The following is a 16,008-nucleotide window of genomic DNA, read 5'->3' as shown; positions in this document are numbered from 1 at the left end:
GAGGGGTGTAGTTATGGACATGAGTAAATATGAATCAAGCGTTAACCTGGAGCTTTCATCCGATAAATTAGTTGCTTTTGTAAGCTTGAAGACCATATATGATGATGAGAAGTATGTTCCAGAGGATTTGGAAAGCTATATTCGTAAGCAGGGCATTGTCCATGGCTTGTTACATGACCATATTCGCTCTATCTGTAAAGAGCCCATTCAATATATGAATCGTAAGATCGAGGTTGCTAAAGGTGAACCTGCAGGAAAAGGGATTGATGGCAGTGTCGTGTTTGTTGATGTCGAGGATAAGCATCGTGAATCCGATAACTCTGACAACGATGTCATTGACTTTAAACAAGTGACTAAGCTGGATAACGTTAAAAGGGGACAGCTTATTGCTCGCCTTATTCCACCTCAAACTGGCCCTTCCGGCTTAACTGTGACGGGTGAAACAGTGCCGGGTGTAATTGGTAAGCCCGCAAGGTTTAAGGTTGGAAAAAATGTTGTCGTAAATGCAGAGGGGAATTTAATGTACTCTGCCATTGATGGCTTAATCTCTCTGACAGATAAGGATAAAATTAATGTGTTCCCGGTATTCGAGGTTAAGGGTGATGTCGACTATCGAGTTGGGAATATCGATTTTGTCGGAACAGTAGTTATTCGTGGCAATGTGCTTACAGGGTTTAAGGTTAATGCAGCAGGTGACATTCGGGTTATTGGCGGTGTTGAAGGTGCTGAGCTTAATTCTGGCGGTTCCATAGAGATTACTGGCGGCATTATGGCTTCTGGTAAAGGCATGGTTACTGCAGCTCAAAATATTAAATGCTCCTTTATCCAGGATGCCAATATTACAGCAGGTGGAGACGTTCATGCATCACAAAGCATATTGCACTCTATCGTAAAAGCGGGTCAAAAGGTTATTTGTGATAGTTCTAAGGGACTAATTGTAGGCGGAGTTATTCAGGCTAGTGATGGCGTATCGGCAAAAACAATTGGAAATGCGATGTCAACTGCTACTACGATTGAGGTTGGTGTCCATCCTGAGCATCGGAATGAACAATTAAACATACGAGCATCGATTAAGGAGCAAACAGAGCATTTAGATCGTACGGAAAAGGCACTAGTCATTCTCGATCAACTGGCGGCGACGGGGAAATTAACACCTGATCGGTTGGCGATGAGACAAAAGCTGATTCATACGAAAAATCAAACGACTGTGTTAATCAATGATTTGAAGGACCGTATGTTGGAAATTGAAAAACAACTAGAAGATAGCGAATTAGCTACCGTTTCTATTAAAAATCAAGTTTTTGGCGGTGTAAAAATTGTCATTGGTCGCTATACACGTTATATTAAAGATAGCACCAGTAGCGTTGTATTTAAGTATGAAGATGGCGAAATTGTAATGGTGCCATACTACTAACGGTATCGCTAGGTATCGTGCCAAGGGGGAGTAAGGATGGGTTTATCACCATTGAATCTCCAGCTTTCCGTACCACGTGCTCCTGAGCTGAGTGGTTTACAGCAGCAAGCCATACAGCGTCCAGTGATGGAGCAAACGATGCTCGAAGCATCTGTTGTAAAGGAAGCGGAACACAAGCGTTCGCAAGCAACAGCTGTTGATGAAACAGAAAAAGGCATGATAAGAGATCAAGAGAAAGAACAAAGCGGGCAAGACTCACAAAAGAAGCATGCTCGTATTGGCACCCAGCAAGAGAAGGATGAAGAGAAGTCATCCAATCATCCTTATAAAGGGCATCATCTAGATATTAGACTTTAATTCAAGGCGGGATTTTAATGCAATCATGGCAATATATTGCACTTTTAGGAGCGGTTATTGCAGTCGCAGCTTTGTTGCTTCCAAAAGGAAAAAATGAAAAGCCTGGCGCTAGCTCAAATGCTCAAATGGAGCAGCTTGAGCTAGCGTTTGAGCAATTTATGGATAATATGGAGAATGAGCATAACGATCTAGTAAAAATGATTACAACGTCGTTAAATCAGCTCAAAGAAGAAGACCGCGTTAAAGGTGAAGCGCTTGCTCGTCTGGAACAACGAAACATGATGCTTGAGGAGCAGCTCTCTAAGCTTTCACAGCAGGTCGCTGCAGCGGAGGGGAAGCTACAGCTACTTCAAGCTAGTCCTAACCTATCCAGCAATGCAGGCCATCGCGCTGAAGCTCCTGAGGCTGCTAAGGATGAGTCCGAAGTGGACATTCCTGCAAATAGTATACAAAGCCGTTATACAGAGCTATTTGAGATGTACAACTCCGGTAAGTCAGTTGAGGCGATTGCTAAAAAGCTAGGTAAAAATAAGGGTGAGATTCAGCTTATTATACAGCTCGCGATGCAGGAGGAGAAGTCTCGCTATGCATAGACGATCACTACTTATCGGAATTGGTATTGGTATTATTATCGGTGTGTTGATGCTCGAGCTCTTTACAATCGGAGAAAAAAGCCAAGAGCAGCTCAATGCGATTGAACAACAGATTAACGGCCGGGATGCTTCACCAACTCCAACACCTACACCGATTGGTGAGGAAACATCTGCTTCTGAAGATGCGCAGGCGCCAGAAGCACCGGCATCAGCAGAAGAACCTCAAGCTCCGACTAACGAACTAGTAGAGCCAGCCGAACCGCCAGTTGAATCTGAAGCGGTTGAGACGCCAGAACCAGCACAAACTCCAGAGAATACTGCTGCAATTTTTCGAGTGCATCCAGGTGACTCAATTACTTCAACAGCTAAGCGATTAGAAAGCAATGGTCTATTCAATGATAGTAGTCAATTTGTTGATTATTTTAGAAACCACAGTGTGGATATTCGCGCTGGTTTTTTTTATATTGAGGAGCAAATGACACTAGATGATCTAGAGAAGTTGTTCACGAGTCAGCCTTTGACAGAAGCTGAGGCCAATGAGCACATCTCAACAAAAGGACTGACGCTCATCCAATAACAGACAAATTGTTTGAGAAGAGTGCTTGCTTCTCGCAATTGCTTATGGTATATTAGATGACGGTGTTAAAAACACACGCTTTTCAATTGATTCACGGGTGCTTGCACACGGTGTAAGTGGTGATTCAAGATGCGAAGAGCGGAGGACACAAATAACCAATATAGGAGGTGCAGATCATGGCGGTTATCTCTATGAAACAGCTTTTAGAAGCTGGGGTTCACTTCGGTCACCAGACTCGTCGTTGGAATCCAAAGATGGATCGTTATATCTTCACAGAAAGAAACGGTATTTACATTATTGACCTACAAAAAACAGTTAAGAAAGTTGACGAAGCGTACAACTTTGTTAAATCTGTAGCTGCAGAAGGCGGCACAGTGCTTTTTGTTGGTACAAAAAAACAAGCTCAAGATTCTGTTAAAGAAGAAGCTGAGCGTTGCGGTAACTTCTACATCAACCAACGTTGGTTGGGTGGTACGCTTACTAACTTCCAAACGATTCAAAAACGTATTGACCGTTTGAAGCAGCTTGAAAAATGGGAGCAAGACGGTACATTCGAAGTTCTTCCTAAAAAAGAAGTTATCCTTCTTAAAAAAGAACAAGAGCGTCTTGAGAAGTTCCTAGGCGGAATTAAAAACATGAAAGAACTTCCAAGTGCACTGTTTGTAATCGATCCTCGTAAAGAGCGTATTGCTGTAGCAGAAGCTCGTAAATTGGGTATCCCAATTGTAGGTATCGTAGATACAAACTGCGATCCAGACGAAATTGACTACGTTATTCCTGGTAATGACGATGCAATTCGTGCAGTTAAATTGCTTACTGCTAAAATGGCTGACGCAATTGTTGAAGCTAACCAAGGCGAGCAAACAACTGCTTAATAGCATGAATGGATAAACAACAAAGGGTGGTCAGATGGTGAAAACCTCTCGCTACCCTTTTTTTGAACAAAATTAGACATAGAACATTTAGGAGGTTTTTTACATGGCAGTAAATGCGAGTGCAGTAAAAGAACTACGTGAGAGAACTGGAGCAGGTATGCTTGATTGCAAAAAAGCTCTTGAAGCAACTGGTGGCGATATTGATCAAGCAATCGCTCATCTACGTGAAAAGGGTCTTGCGGCAGCTGCAAACAAAGCTGGCCGTATCGCAACTGAGGGTATCGTTGATTCCTACATCCATAGCAATGGCCGTATCGGTGTATTGGTAGAAGTTAACTGCGAAACTGACTTCGTTGGTAAAACAGACCAATTTAAAGAGTTCGTAAAAGACGTTGCAATGCATATTGCTGCAACTAATCCTAAATACGTTCGTCGTGAAGAGGTTCCTGCTGAGGATATCGAGAAAGAAAAAGAAATTCTTAAAGCACAAGCACTTAACGAAGGTAAACCTGCTCATATCGTTGATAAAATGGTTGAAGGTCGTATTTCTAAATACTATGAAGAATACTGCCTGCTTGAGCAAGCTTTCATTAAAGATCCAGATAAAACAATTGAAACGCTTGTGAACGAAAAAATTAGCACAATCGGTGAGAATATCTCCATCCGTCGTTTTGCTCGCTTTGAGCTTGGTGAAGGTCTTGAGAAAAAAGTTGAGAACTTCGCTGAAGAGGTTATGGCTCAAGTTAAAGGTTAATCCGAACTCAACTAAGAGGGGCGGGGCTTCTGCCCCGCCTTACTTGTATCATGGAACATAATTGAATACCTCTTATGTTAGAGGTGTAAGATGGAGGTAAATAAGTTGGAACATCCAGTATTTAAACGCATCGTGTTGAAGGTTAGCGGAGAGTCGCTAGCTGGTCAAGAAGGCTATGGTATTGAAGCATCGGTTATTTCTTCAATTGCTAGTCAGGTGAAAGAAGTCATTGCACTAGGTGTAGAAGTGGCAATTGTCGTTGGTGGAGGCAATATTTGGCGTGGAATTGCAGGAACAGAGAAAGGAATCGATCGTGCTACAGCAGACTATATGGGCATGCTTGCTACAGTAATGAACTCGTTGGCATTGCAGGACGCATTAGAGCAGATCGACGTACCAACTCGTGTTCAAACTTCAATTGCTATGCAGCAAATAGCAGAACCATATATCCGTCGTCGTGCCATTCGCCATCTTGAAAAAGGTCGCGTTGTTATTTTTGCTGCTGGAACAGGTAATCCTTTCTTCTCTACCGATACTACAGCTGCATTGCGTGCTGCTGAAATCGAAGCAGAAGTAATACTAATGGCGAAAAATAAAGTTGATGGTGTATATTCTGCGGATCCTTTCAAGGATGCTTCAGCTGAGAAATTCGAGGAGTTAACATACCTAGACGTCCTCAATAAAAATTTAGGCGTGATGGATTCAACAGCTTCTTCACTTTGCATGGATAACAATATCCCATTGATTGTGTTCTCGATTACAGAAAATGGAAACATTAAACGTGTTGTTCTTGGTGAAAAAATTGGTACAATTGTGAAAGGAAGTGGGAAATAATGCCTCAAGCTATAAAGAAATCTGCAGAAGAACGTATGGAAAAAGCAATTAATGCACTGAAACGTGATTTTTCTTCATTACGTGCCGGCAAAGCAAGTCCATCACTGCTAGATCGAATTCAGGTTGAATATTATGGAACATTGACACCATTGAATCAATTAGCTAACGTTACTACTCCAGATTCTCGCACTTTACTTATTCAACCATGGGATAAATCTTCGCTTGCAGAGATCGAACGTGCTATCTTAAAATCAGATGTAGGCTTAACGCCATCTAATGATGGTGCAATTATCCGCCTATCCGTTCCAATGCTTACAGAGGAACGCCGCGTTGAGCTTGTTAAAACGGCTAAAAAAATTGCTGAAGATGCTAAGGTAGCGATTCGTAACATTCGACGTGATGCGAATGATAGCATTAAAAAATTAGAAAAAGCCGAAATCTCCGAGGATGAATCCAAGCGTCATCAGGACGATATCCAAAAGCTTACGGATAAATATATTACTGAGAGTGATAAAGTATTAGCAACGAAGGAAAAAGAAATATTGGAAGTTTAATGAAGAGCAGCCCCTCCCTAAGGTGGGGTTCTTTCAGTAAATGGCGAATATTCATGGAATTTTGCTGGGAGGGAGCCTATTGTTAAAGCGACTATGGTCTAAAAAAGGGGAAACGGAAGCTCAATCTCCATTACCGATTCAGCTTGATAATATACCAGAACATATAGCAATTATAATGGATGGCAACGGAAGATGGGCAAAGCATAAAGGCCTGCCTAGAATTGCTGGTCATCACACTGGAATGAAAACAGTAAAACGTATTACAGTAGCTGCGAACGATCTTGGGGTGAAGTACTTAACACTCTATGCCTTTTCAACAGAGAACTGGAAGCGACCAAAAGATGAGGTTGAATTCTTAATGAAGCTGCCTCAGCAATTTCTTGAACTAGAAATTGAAGAATTAATGGAAAATAACGTACAAGTTCGAATGATGGGTGATCAGGAGCATCTTCCACCTCATACAAGAAAAGCAGTTGAAGAGGCAATGAATCGGACAGCGGGTAATACAGGTCTTGTACTTAATTTCGCCTTGAATTATGGTGGAAGGCTTGAATTAATTGAAGCTGTGAAAGCAATTGCTGCACAGGCCCAGTCGGGGCAGCTGCAGGTTGATCATATTAATGAGGATTTGTTCTCGACGTATATGCAATCAAAAAATATGCCTGATCCGGATTTGCTTATTAGAACAAGTGGAGAAATACGTTTAAGTAACTTCATGCTCTGGCAGCTAGCGTATAGTGAGTTTTATTTTACTGATGTGTTTTGGCCTGAGTTTTCGGAGGAGCATTTTATGGCGGCAATCCAGGAATATCAGCGGCGCGCACGTCGATTTGGCGGAGTGTAGCGACATCACATAGAGGTGAAGTATTGCAATGAAGCAAAGATTGGTTACTGGAGTCCTGGCGGGTGCTCTCTTCTTAGGATTAATGATCTTGGGTGGACATTATTATGCAGCGCTTATTATCGTTATGGCAATTATTGCAATGTTTGAGTTTTCTCGAATGAACCATCTTAGCTGGAACAATCCATTGCACATTGCAGCATTACTTGGCCTGCTAGCGCTTGTCATTCCCTTTGAATCGTATGGCGTGAGCTGGATCCAGGATACTGCAATTATATGGCTGCTTATGTTTGTGCTACTTGCATTGACCGTGCTTACTAAAAATAAAGTTACGATTAATGAGGCAGCACTTACTTTTTTAGGTACCGTCTATCTAGGAATTGGCTTTGCTGCGATGATTGATGTCCGCTTGATGGAAGAGTATGCCTTATGGTGGAGCTTTATTGCTTTTTGCTCGATTTGGGCGAGTGATATCGGCGCTTATTTTTTCGGGCGTGCTTTTGGAAAACGAAAGCTATGGCCACTTATTAGTCCAAACAAAACCATTGAAGGTGCAATTGGCGGGATAATCAGCTCAATTATTGTAGCGATTCTATTCGCTGTCATTGCTCCTGATTTTATAGAGCTGTGGCGTGCCATTGTGTTAGGACTAGTTGCTGCGATTGCTGGTCAACTTGGAGATTTAATGCAATCAGCTTACAAAAGAGTACGAGGCATTAAGGATATGAGCAATTTACTTCCAGGACATGGAGGTATCATTGATCGTACGGATAGTTGGATTATCGTGTTTCCAATCCTTGTTCTCACTCAGCTCATTCCGGTGTAGGTGGAGGTAGTCAATTGAAGAAAATCTCATTACTAGGATCAACAGGGTCTATTGGAACACAAACATTAGATATTGTAGATCAGCATCCAGATAAATTTCAGATCGTTGCACTTTCCGCAGGTAATAATATCGAACTGCTTAAGCAACAAATCGATAAATACGCTCCTAAATTAGTGAGTGTAGCTACAAGAGAGCTAAGTGAGCAGCTGAGAGGCTTTATACCGGCTTCTGTTCAAGTAGTCTATGGAGAACAGGGGCTTATTGAGGTTGCTACGGCGCATGAAGCAGAGGTCGTTGTGACGGCGATTATGGGCAGTCGAGGATTACCAGCGACAATAGCTGCTATACAAGCTGGTAAGCACATTGGTCTTGCGAATAAAGAGACACTAGTGACTGCTGGTCATATCGTTATGGCGCTGGCAAAGGAAAAAGGTGTAAAAGTGCTACCTATAGATAGTGAGCATTCCGCCATATTCCAATGCTTAAATGGTGAACGGGTCGAGCAAGCAGAGCGAATCATACTGACTGCCTCGGGCGGATCCTTTAGAGACTATACGAGAGAGCAGCTACATAATGTTACCGTGGAGCAGGCACTGAAGCATCCAAACTGGTCTATGGGAGCTAAAATTACAATCGATTCTGCGACAATGGCCAATAAAGGGCTAGAGGTGATCGAGGCGCATTGGTTATTTGATGTGACCTATGATCAAATTGATGTTGTCATTCATCCAGAGAGCATTATCCATTCATATGTTGAGTTCGTGGATGGTAGTGTCATTGCACAGCTCGGTTTGCCTGACATGCGCGTGCCAATTCAGTATGCATTGACATATCCAAATCGAATAAAGAATACTTCCGAGCGACTAAGTCTGGCTCAAATCGGACAATTGAATTTTCGACCGATGGATTTTGCTCGTTATCCGATGCTTAGGCTGGCATTTGAATGCGGCAAGGCAGGGCTTTCATCCCCTACTGTCTATAATGCGGCTAATGAGGTAGCAGTAGACCGTTTTCTTAAGGGTGAGCTTTCGTTTTTAGGGATTGAGCATGTGGTAGAGTCAGTGCTTTCAAAGCATAATAGCTGCAAGGTAGATACAATTGAAGCTATCGTTGCTGTAGATCAAGAGGCAAGAGCAATTGCATCTGTAATTTAACTGCTTTTAGTTCTCTTGTGTACCATAGTGGAATAATGATAATCTATGTACAGGCCGTAACGATAGGAGGCTAATAGCATATATGCAAATGATTCAAACGGTGTTTTTAACAGTTTTAGTGTTTTTCGTTATCGTAACGATTCATGAATGGGGACATTATTTTTTCGCAAAACGAGCAGGAATTCTTGTGCGAGAATTTGCGATTGGCTTTGGTCCGAAGGTCATTTCATTTAAACGTGGGGAAACTAGATATACATTGCGGCTTATTCCGGCTGGCGGATTTGTACGCATGGCCGGTGAGGACCCAGAGATTGTTGAGGTTCAACCAGGACAAACCGTCGCGGTACGATTAAAAGATGGTGTCGTTCAACGTATATATCTCGATCGTCTGGATGAGCGTAAGGACGTGCTTCGAGGTGAAGTTGTCTCCATTGATTTAGAGCGAAATCTACATATTGATCTCGACGTTGAAGGTGAAGTTGAAAAGTATCAAGTGCACCCTACGGCGCACATTATTGCAAGAAGCACGGAAACACAAATTGCACCGATTGATCGTCAATTCGGGAGTAAAACGGTTGGTCAGCGCGCACTAGCTATATTCGCAGGTCCAATGATGAACTTTATACTAGCTTTTATATTGTTCTTATTGTATGTGCAGATGGCTGGGGTAAGAGAGAATGTACAGATTGGAGCATTACTTCCTGATACGCCTGCTGTAGAAGCCAAGATGCAAGTAGGAGATATTATTACTGCGGTAAATGGTGAGGCAGTTGGGACAGATTACACGCGGATGATTAGTATCATTGCAAAGCATCCGAATAAGCCGATTGTTATTGATTTTATCCGTGATGGCAATCCGCAGTCACTAACGATTACTCCTGTTCCTAATGAGCAAGGAGAAGGGAAAATAGGTGTTCAGGCTGCATTCGGAACTCGCGCACCAACCTTAGGCGAAACCTTCACTGGTGGGGTAACACTAATGAAGGAAATGACCGTTCTAATTATGGACGGATTAAAAATGCTCGTTACGCTGCAGGTAGAGCTTGACGATCTAGGCGGCCCTGTGCGTACCGCTGAGATTACGAGTCAAATCGCAAGACAAGGCATCGTTCAGCTAACAAGCTGGACAGCTACACTTAGCTTATACTTAGGGATATTTAATTTACTGCCTGTTCCGGCATTAGATGGCAGTCGATTATTATTCATTGGACTTGAGGCGATTCGTCGCAAACCAATTAGTCCGAATAAGGAAAGCTTTGTACATTTTATCGGCTTTGCTTTGTTAATGCTGCTTATGCTCGTTGTCACCTACAATGATATCGTACGATTAATTCGAGGGGAGTAAAGCTGCTGATGGCTAAAGACAAACAATTTGTTACGGAGATTACACCTCAATCTGAGGACTTCTCCAGATGGTATATTGATGTAATTAAAAAAGCAGAATTGATGGATTACTCACCAGTTCGCGGATGTATTGTATTTCGTCCGGATGGTTATGAGATTTGGGAGCATATTCAGCGCGATTTGGACCGTCGTTTCAAGGAAACCGGACATCGTAATGCGTATTTCCCTATGTTTATTCCGGAAAGCTTTTTCCAAAAGGAAAAGGATCATGTGGAGGGCTTCAATCCCGAGCTGCCTTGGGTAACAGAAGCTGCTGGCGAGGTGCTGGAGGAGCGCTTAGCGATTCGTCCTACCTCTGAAACGATGATTGGTCATATGTATTCAAAATGGATTCAATCTTATCGCGATTTGCCTGTTCTTATTAACCAGTGGGCGAACGTCGTTCGCTGGGAGAAGCGGACGTTGCCATTCCTTCGTACAAGTGAATTTTTGTGGCAGGAAGGCCACACTGCGCATGAAACTGAAGAAGAAGCACGTCAGGAAACGCGTCAAATGCTTGATGTCTACACAGAATTTGTTGAGGAGTTTTTAGCGATTCCTGTTATTAAAGGTGAGAAAACACCTTCAGAGCGCTTTGCTGGTGCGGTTAATACGTACTCCATTGAAGCGATGATGAAGGATGGCCGTGCTGTTCAAGCAGGTACCTCTCATTTTCTTGGTAATAAATTCGCTGTAGCTTTTGATATAAAGTATTTGGATCGCAACAACGAGCTTCAATACTGCCATACGACATCATGGGGTGTAAGTACACGACTTATCGGTTCGCTAATTATGGTACACGGTGATGACCGTGGTTTGGCGCTTCCTCCTAAAGTGGCACCGACGCAAGTCATTATGATTCCGATTGGCCCTGCCAAAACTCGTGATGCTGTCGTCGCTCGCGTAGATGAGCTTTATGCAGAGCTAAAGGCTGCTGGAATTCGCGTTCGTGTTGATGATCGCTCGGATGTAAGTCCAGGCTGGAAATTCAATGAATACGAAATGCGCGGTGTACCGCTTCGTCTAGAGCTTGGGCCACGCGATATGGATAATGGTCAAGTCGTGCTTGTGTCTCGAATTACAGGCGAGAAACGCATTGTAGCACAGGCGAATCTGGCAGAAGAAGTTCAAAAGATGCTAGATGAAACGCAAACGGCTATGTTCGAGCGTGCGAAAGCGTTCCGCGAGGAAAATTCATACTCCGTGGACACACTTGAGGAGATGAAGGCTGCTATGGAGAAGAAACGTGGATTCGTAGAAGCAGGCTGGTGTGGCTCCGATGAATGCGAGAAAAAGGTGAAGGAAGAGACCGGTGCTACAAGCCGAAACATTCCATTTGAACCTGAAACACATAAAACGACTTGTCTAGTATGTAATGGCGAAGCTAAGCATACGGTTATTTTTGCTAGAGCGTATTAATCACAAGTATGGTAACATGACTTAGTATAGTAAAGATGAACGTCAGGAGTGGATAACATGAACCAAACCGACGGCAAGCGTCAGCGCTTTGAAATGCTGGTAGAGCAATCAGGGCTGCCGCAGGAACTCATACAAGCTTACTTTAAGGATGGTTACATTGAGCAAGTCATCGTAAATAAGCACAACAATGATTGGACGTTTTGCATTCGCAAGACGTCCTTAGTTCCATTACAAGCCTACAATGGATTTACACATCAAATTAGAAAAAAGTTTGCACATATTGCAAACACATCCTTCGTTTTTATCTATGACGATATGGTAGATACGGAAAATATAATCATGCAATACTGGCCGGTCTTTTTAGAATGGGCACAAAAAAATATACCTTCTGTTAATGGTTGGCTGCAAAAAGCGACAGTACAGGCAGCTGGCAATCAGCTAGTCATTGGTTTGCTCGATCCTACAGGACTAGAGCTTGCAAAAAGAAAAAGAATCGATGATGAAGTGAAGGGATATTACCAACAAACCTTTAACCGAGAAGTTCTTGTCAAGCTTCAGCTCGCTGAGAATAACCAGGATGTTCTTGATGAGTTCATGGAGAAAATTGAGCAGGAGAATAATGAGGCGATTCAGCAGCTAATGGCCGCTGCTCCTTCGGAGCCAGAGCCAGAGCCGGATGATAGCGGGGATGAGCCGGTTCGTCTAGCCATCGGCTATGATATTCGTGATGAGATCATTCCACTAATGAATGTCGTTGATGAGGAGAAAAAGATTGCCGTTCAAGGTATGGTATTTAACCTTGACGTCAAGGAACTGCGTAATGGAAGCACGCTGTTTGTTTTCAATCTAACGGATTTTACAGATTCTTTATCGATGAAGGTATTCGCCAAAACGAAGGAAGATGTAAAAATCTTAAGCAAGCTCAGCAACAAGAAATGGATCAAAGCTAGAGGTAAGGTAGAATACGATCGCTTCATGCAGGAGCCTGAGCTTGTGATGATCCCTAACGATCTACATGAGATAAGTGCACCGCCTACTCGTATGGATCATGCGAAGGAGAAGCGGGTTGAGTTTCATCTGCATACGACAATGAGCACGATGGACGCAGTCACTCATGTGGGTGATTATATTGCGATGGCTGCTAAGTGGGGCCATAAAGCAATTGCAATTACGGACCATAGCAACGTTCAATGCTACCCTGATGCGGTGAAGGCAGCGAAGAAGCATGACATGAAGGTGTTATATGGTGTTGAAGCGAATCTAGTAAATGACTCTGTGCCGATTGTCATTAACCCTCGAGAAGAGCTTCTAGCAGAAGCAACTTATATCGTGTTTGATATTGAGACGACAGGTCTTTCTGTCATTAACAATAAAATTATTGAAATCGCTGGTGTTCGGATGCGTAATGGTGTGGAAGTGGATCGCTTTACTTCATTCATTAATCCACATGAAAAAATTCCTTACAATATTCAGCAGCTGACAAACATTACCGATGATATGGTTGCTGATGCGCCCGAGCTTGAGCCAACACTACGCCAATTTATCGAGTTTATTGGCGATGATATTTTAGTTGCCCATAACGCTCGCTTCGATATCGGCTTTATCCAAGCAAATTGCAAAACGCTCGGTATGCCAGAGGTTACGAATCCGGTGCTTGATACGTTAGAGCTGGCAAGACTACTTTATCCAACGATGAAAAATCACCGCCTGAACACATTGGCTGATAAATATAAAGTGAGCTTAGAAAATCACCATAGAGCGATTGATGATACGATTGCACTAGGTGGAATATTGAACGGGCTAGTAAAAGACGCAGTTGAGCGTAATATCGTTAAGCTAACACAGCTGAACGATTATGTCGGCCTCGATCTGTCCAATGCAAGACCGTTCCACTCAACCATTTATGCGCTTAATGCGGTCGGTAAAAAGAATCTATTCAAGCTGATCAGCCTATCACATACAGAATACTTTAAGAAGGTTGCTACGATTCCAAAAAGTAAGCTGATGGAGCTGCGTGAAGGCTTGCTTGTTGTTTCTGGCTGTGAGAAGGGCGAATTTTTTGAGACAGTGCTGAACAAGTCAGAGGAAGAGGCAGAAGAAGTTGCACAATTCTACGATGTGCTCGAGATCCAGCCAATAGACTTCTATATTCACTTGGTAGAAAAAGGACTTGTTGGCAGTCGAGCTGACTTGGAAAATGCATTAAGAAGAATTTATCAGCTAGGTATTAAGCTGAATAAGCCTGTGATCGCAACGGGTAATGTTCATTACCTTAATCCGATGGACAAGATCTATCGTGATATTACGATTCTCGGCATCACTGGCTTTAGTCCACTTAAAAATATGAGAAAGCCTGATGCTCATTTCCGTACAACCGACGAAATGCTGCAGGAATTCAAATTCCTTGGTGAAGAAGCCGCGTATGAGGTCGTTATTAAAAATACAAATGAGCTGGCAGACCGTTTTGAGCAATATCAGATGTTCCCTTCTGAGCTATTCGCTCCAAATATTGATGGAGCAGACGAAGAGATCCGCAATACTTGCTATGAGACAGCTAAATCGATGTACGGCGAGGATTTGCCGCAGGTTGTTATTGATCGATTAGAAAAAGAGCTAGTGCCGATTATTAAATACAACTTCTCGGCCAACTACCTCATATCAGAGAAGCTTGTTAAAAAGTCAAATGCTGACGGCTATCTCGTAGGTTCGCGTGGCTCGGTCGGTTCCTCTGTCGTAGCGACCTTCCTCGGCATATCAGAGGTTAATCCACTGCCTGCGCATTATTTATGTCTGAATAAGGAATGTAAATATAGCGAATGGTTTTTAGATGGTAGCGTGCCGAGTGGCTTTGACTTGCCTAATAAGGATTGTCCTAACTGTGGACAACCTCTAAAAGGGGAAGGTCAAGATATTCCGTTCGAGACGTTCCTTGGCTTCAAGGGAGACAAGGTTCCCGATATCGATCTTAACTTCTCAGGAGAGTATCAGCCAATCGCGCATAATTATACGAAGGAGCTCTTCGGAGAGAAAAGCGTATTCCGTGCGGGAACGATTGGTACTGTTGCTGAAAAAACAGCCTACGGCTTTGCTAAAAAGTATGAAGAAGAGCATGGGAAGAAGTGGAGAGGCGCGGAGCTATCACGTCTAGCTAGTGGCTGTACTGGTGTAAAACGCAGTACTGGTCAGCATCCCGGCGGTATCGTTGTTGTTCCTGACTATATTGAGGTAGAGGATGTTACACCTGTCCAGTATCCAGCGGATGATACTTCTGCAGAATGGAAAACGACGCATTTTGATTATCATGCCTTTGATGAAAACTTACTCAAGCTCGATATACTAGGGCACGATGATCCGACGATGATGAGGATGCTGCAGGATTTAACAGGCGTTGACCCTACGACCATACCGATGAATGATCCTAAGGTAATGAGCTTGTTCAACTCTACTGAGGCGCTCGGCGTAACACCACAGCAAATACGTACGGCCGTAGCAACCTATGGTGTGCCAGAGATGGGGACGAAGTTTGTTCGTCAGATGCTGCAGGAGACGCAGCCATCAAGCTTTGCCGATTTACTACAAATCTCAGGCTTATCCCATGGTACTGGTGTATGGCTCGGGAATGCTCAGGAGCTCATTAAAAATCGCACCTGTACAATCAAGACCGTAATCGGCTGTCGTGACGATATTATGCTTTATTTAATCTATAAGGCGGGTATGGATGCGTCACTAGCGTTTAAGATTACGGAGAGTGTTCGTAAAGGTAGAGGACTTACACCAGAGTGGATCGAGGAAATGAAACGCTGTAATGTACCGCAGTGGTATATCGATTCCTGTCTGCGCATTGAGTACATGTTCCCGAAAGCCCATGCCGCAGCTTATGTTATCTCAGCTGTTCGTACTGCATTTTTCAAGCTATATTACCCTATTGAATTTTATGCAACGTATTTTACTGTACGAGCGGATGATTTTGAGCTTGAGCTGTTATGTCAGGGCTACGATGCTATCGCGAAACGCATCGAGGAAATAGAAAGCAAAGGCTTTAGCGCAACTCCGAAAGAGAAAAGCATGCTGTCCCAGCTAGAAATGAGTCTTGAGATGACGGCAAGAGGCTTTTCCTTTAAGCCGATTGATCTGTATCGTTCGGATGCGGTTAAATTCCAAGTGGATGGCACATCTCTTATTCCACCGTTTGCTGCTGTTGCTGGTATAGGAGCCAATGCGGCGCGTAACATCGCTGCTGCAAAGGATGGCGGGGAATACTTATCCATTGAGGATTTCCAGATGAGAACAAAGGCATCTAAAACGACGATCGAGCTGCTCACCAATATGGGTTGCTTTAGAGGATTACCTGAATCGAACCAGCTCTCATTATTTTAGCAACTAATGCAACTAGAAATCATTTCTTGTCACTAACATGCGATTATGTT

General features: G+C 43.2%; 14 protein-coding genes. All 14 read left to right on the top strand.

The window, feature by feature from the left end:
* The first annotated feature begins 13 nt into the window (after positions 1-13).
* Positions 14-1,414 (top strand): flagellar assembly protein A, encoded by a 1,401-nt coding sequence (locus M3180_RS01520; RefSeq protein ID WP_251665456.1) that lies wholly within the window; start codon positions 14-16, stop codon positions 1,412-1,414.
* Between the two features lie 36 nt (positions 1,415-1,450).
* The gene (locus M3180_RS01515; RefSeq protein WP_251665455.1) at positions 1,451-1,771 is read left to right on the top strand and encodes a hypothetical protein; all 321 of its coding nucleotides are present in this window, start codon (positions 1,451-1,453) and stop codon (positions 1,769-1,771) included.
* Positions 1,772-1,788: 17 nt separating this feature from the next.
* A complete protein-coding gene (locus M3180_RS01510; protein ID WP_251665454.1) occupies positions 1,789-2,364 on the top strand; it encodes a DUF6115 domain-containing protein in 576 nt (191 codons plus the stop codon).
* Complete coding sequence (locus M3180_RS01505; RefSeq protein ID WP_251665453.1) at positions 2,357-2,941, top strand: hypothetical protein; 585 nt, start codon at positions 2,357-2,359, stop codon at positions 2,939-2,941. The genes M3180_RS01510 and M3180_RS01505 overlap by 8 nt, the downstream gene beginning before the upstream one ends.
* 176 nt (positions 2,942-3,117) lie before the next feature.
* Positions 3,118-3,816: a 30S ribosomal protein S2 gene (gene rpsB / locus M3180_RS01500; protein ID WP_251665452.1), complete on the top strand. Its 699-nt coding sequence runs from the start codon at positions 3,118-3,120 to the stop codon at positions 3,814-3,816.
* A 103-nt stretch (positions 3,817-3,919) separates the two neighbouring features.
* Positions 3,920-4,570, top strand: a complete 651-nt coding sequence (gene tsf / locus M3180_RS01495) for a translation elongation factor Ts (RefSeq protein ID WP_251665451.1) — start codon at positions 3,920-3,922, stop codon at positions 4,568-4,570.
* Positions 4,571-4,675: 105 nt separating this feature from the next.
* Positions 4,676-5,404: a UMP kinase gene (gene pyrH, locus M3180_RS01490; RefSeq protein ID WP_251665450.1), complete on the top strand. Its 729-nt coding sequence runs from the start codon at positions 4,676-4,678 to the stop codon at positions 5,402-5,404.
* Positions 5,404-5,958, top strand: a complete 555-nt coding sequence (gene frr / locus M3180_RS01485; RefSeq protein ID WP_251665449.1) for a ribosome recycling factor — start codon at positions 5,404-5,406, stop codon at positions 5,956-5,958. The genes pyrH and frr overlap by 1 nt, the downstream gene beginning before the upstream one ends.
* Before the next feature lie 79 nt (positions 5,959-6,037).
* On the top strand, positions 6,038-6,802 hold the full coding sequence (uppS, locus tag M3180_RS01480) for an undecaprenyl pyrophosphate synthase (protein WP_251665448.1): 765 nt from the start codon (positions 6,038-6,040) through the stop codon (positions 6,800-6,802).
* A gap of 28 nt (positions 6,803-6,830) precedes the next feature.
* Complete coding sequence (locus M3180_RS01475; RefSeq protein WP_251665447.1) at positions 6,831-7,625, top strand: phosphatidate cytidylyltransferase; 795 nt, start codon at positions 6,831-6,833, stop codon at positions 7,623-7,625.
* Between the two features lie 14 nt (positions 7,626-7,639).
* On the top strand, positions 7,640-8,779 hold the full coding sequence (locus M3180_RS01470) for a 1-deoxy-D-xylulose-5-phosphate reductoisomerase (RefSeq protein WP_251665446.1): 1,140 nt from the start codon (positions 7,640-7,642) through the stop codon (positions 8,777-8,779).
* An 82-nt stretch (positions 8,780-8,861) separates the two neighbouring features.
* Positions 8,862-10,124 carry an RIP metalloprotease RseP gene (gene rseP / locus M3180_RS01465; RefSeq protein WP_251665445.1) on the top strand — a complete coding sequence of 421 codons (1,263 nt, stop codon included), beginning with the start codon at positions 8,862-8,864 and terminating at the stop codon, positions 10,122-10,124.
* A gap of 8 nt (positions 10,125-10,132) precedes the next feature.
* Entirely contained in the window at positions 10,133-11,581 is a 1,449-nt protein-coding gene (gene proS, locus M3180_RS01460) for a proline--tRNA ligase (RefSeq protein ID WP_251665444.1), read from the top strand.
* Between the two features lie 57 nt (positions 11,582-11,638).
* Entirely contained in the window at positions 11,639-15,958 is a 4,320-nt protein-coding gene (locus tag M3180_RS01455; RefSeq protein WP_251665443.1) for a PolC-type DNA polymerase III, read from the top strand.
* Positions 15,959-16,008 lie beyond the last annotated feature (50 nt).

This window comes from Paenibacillus camelliae (assembly GCF_023715345.1).
Lineage (GTDB): Bacteria > Bacillota > Bacilli > Paenibacillales > Paenibacillaceae > Pristimantibacillus > Pristimantibacillus camelliae.
This window is presented reverse-complemented; position numbering and strand designations above follow the sequence as displayed.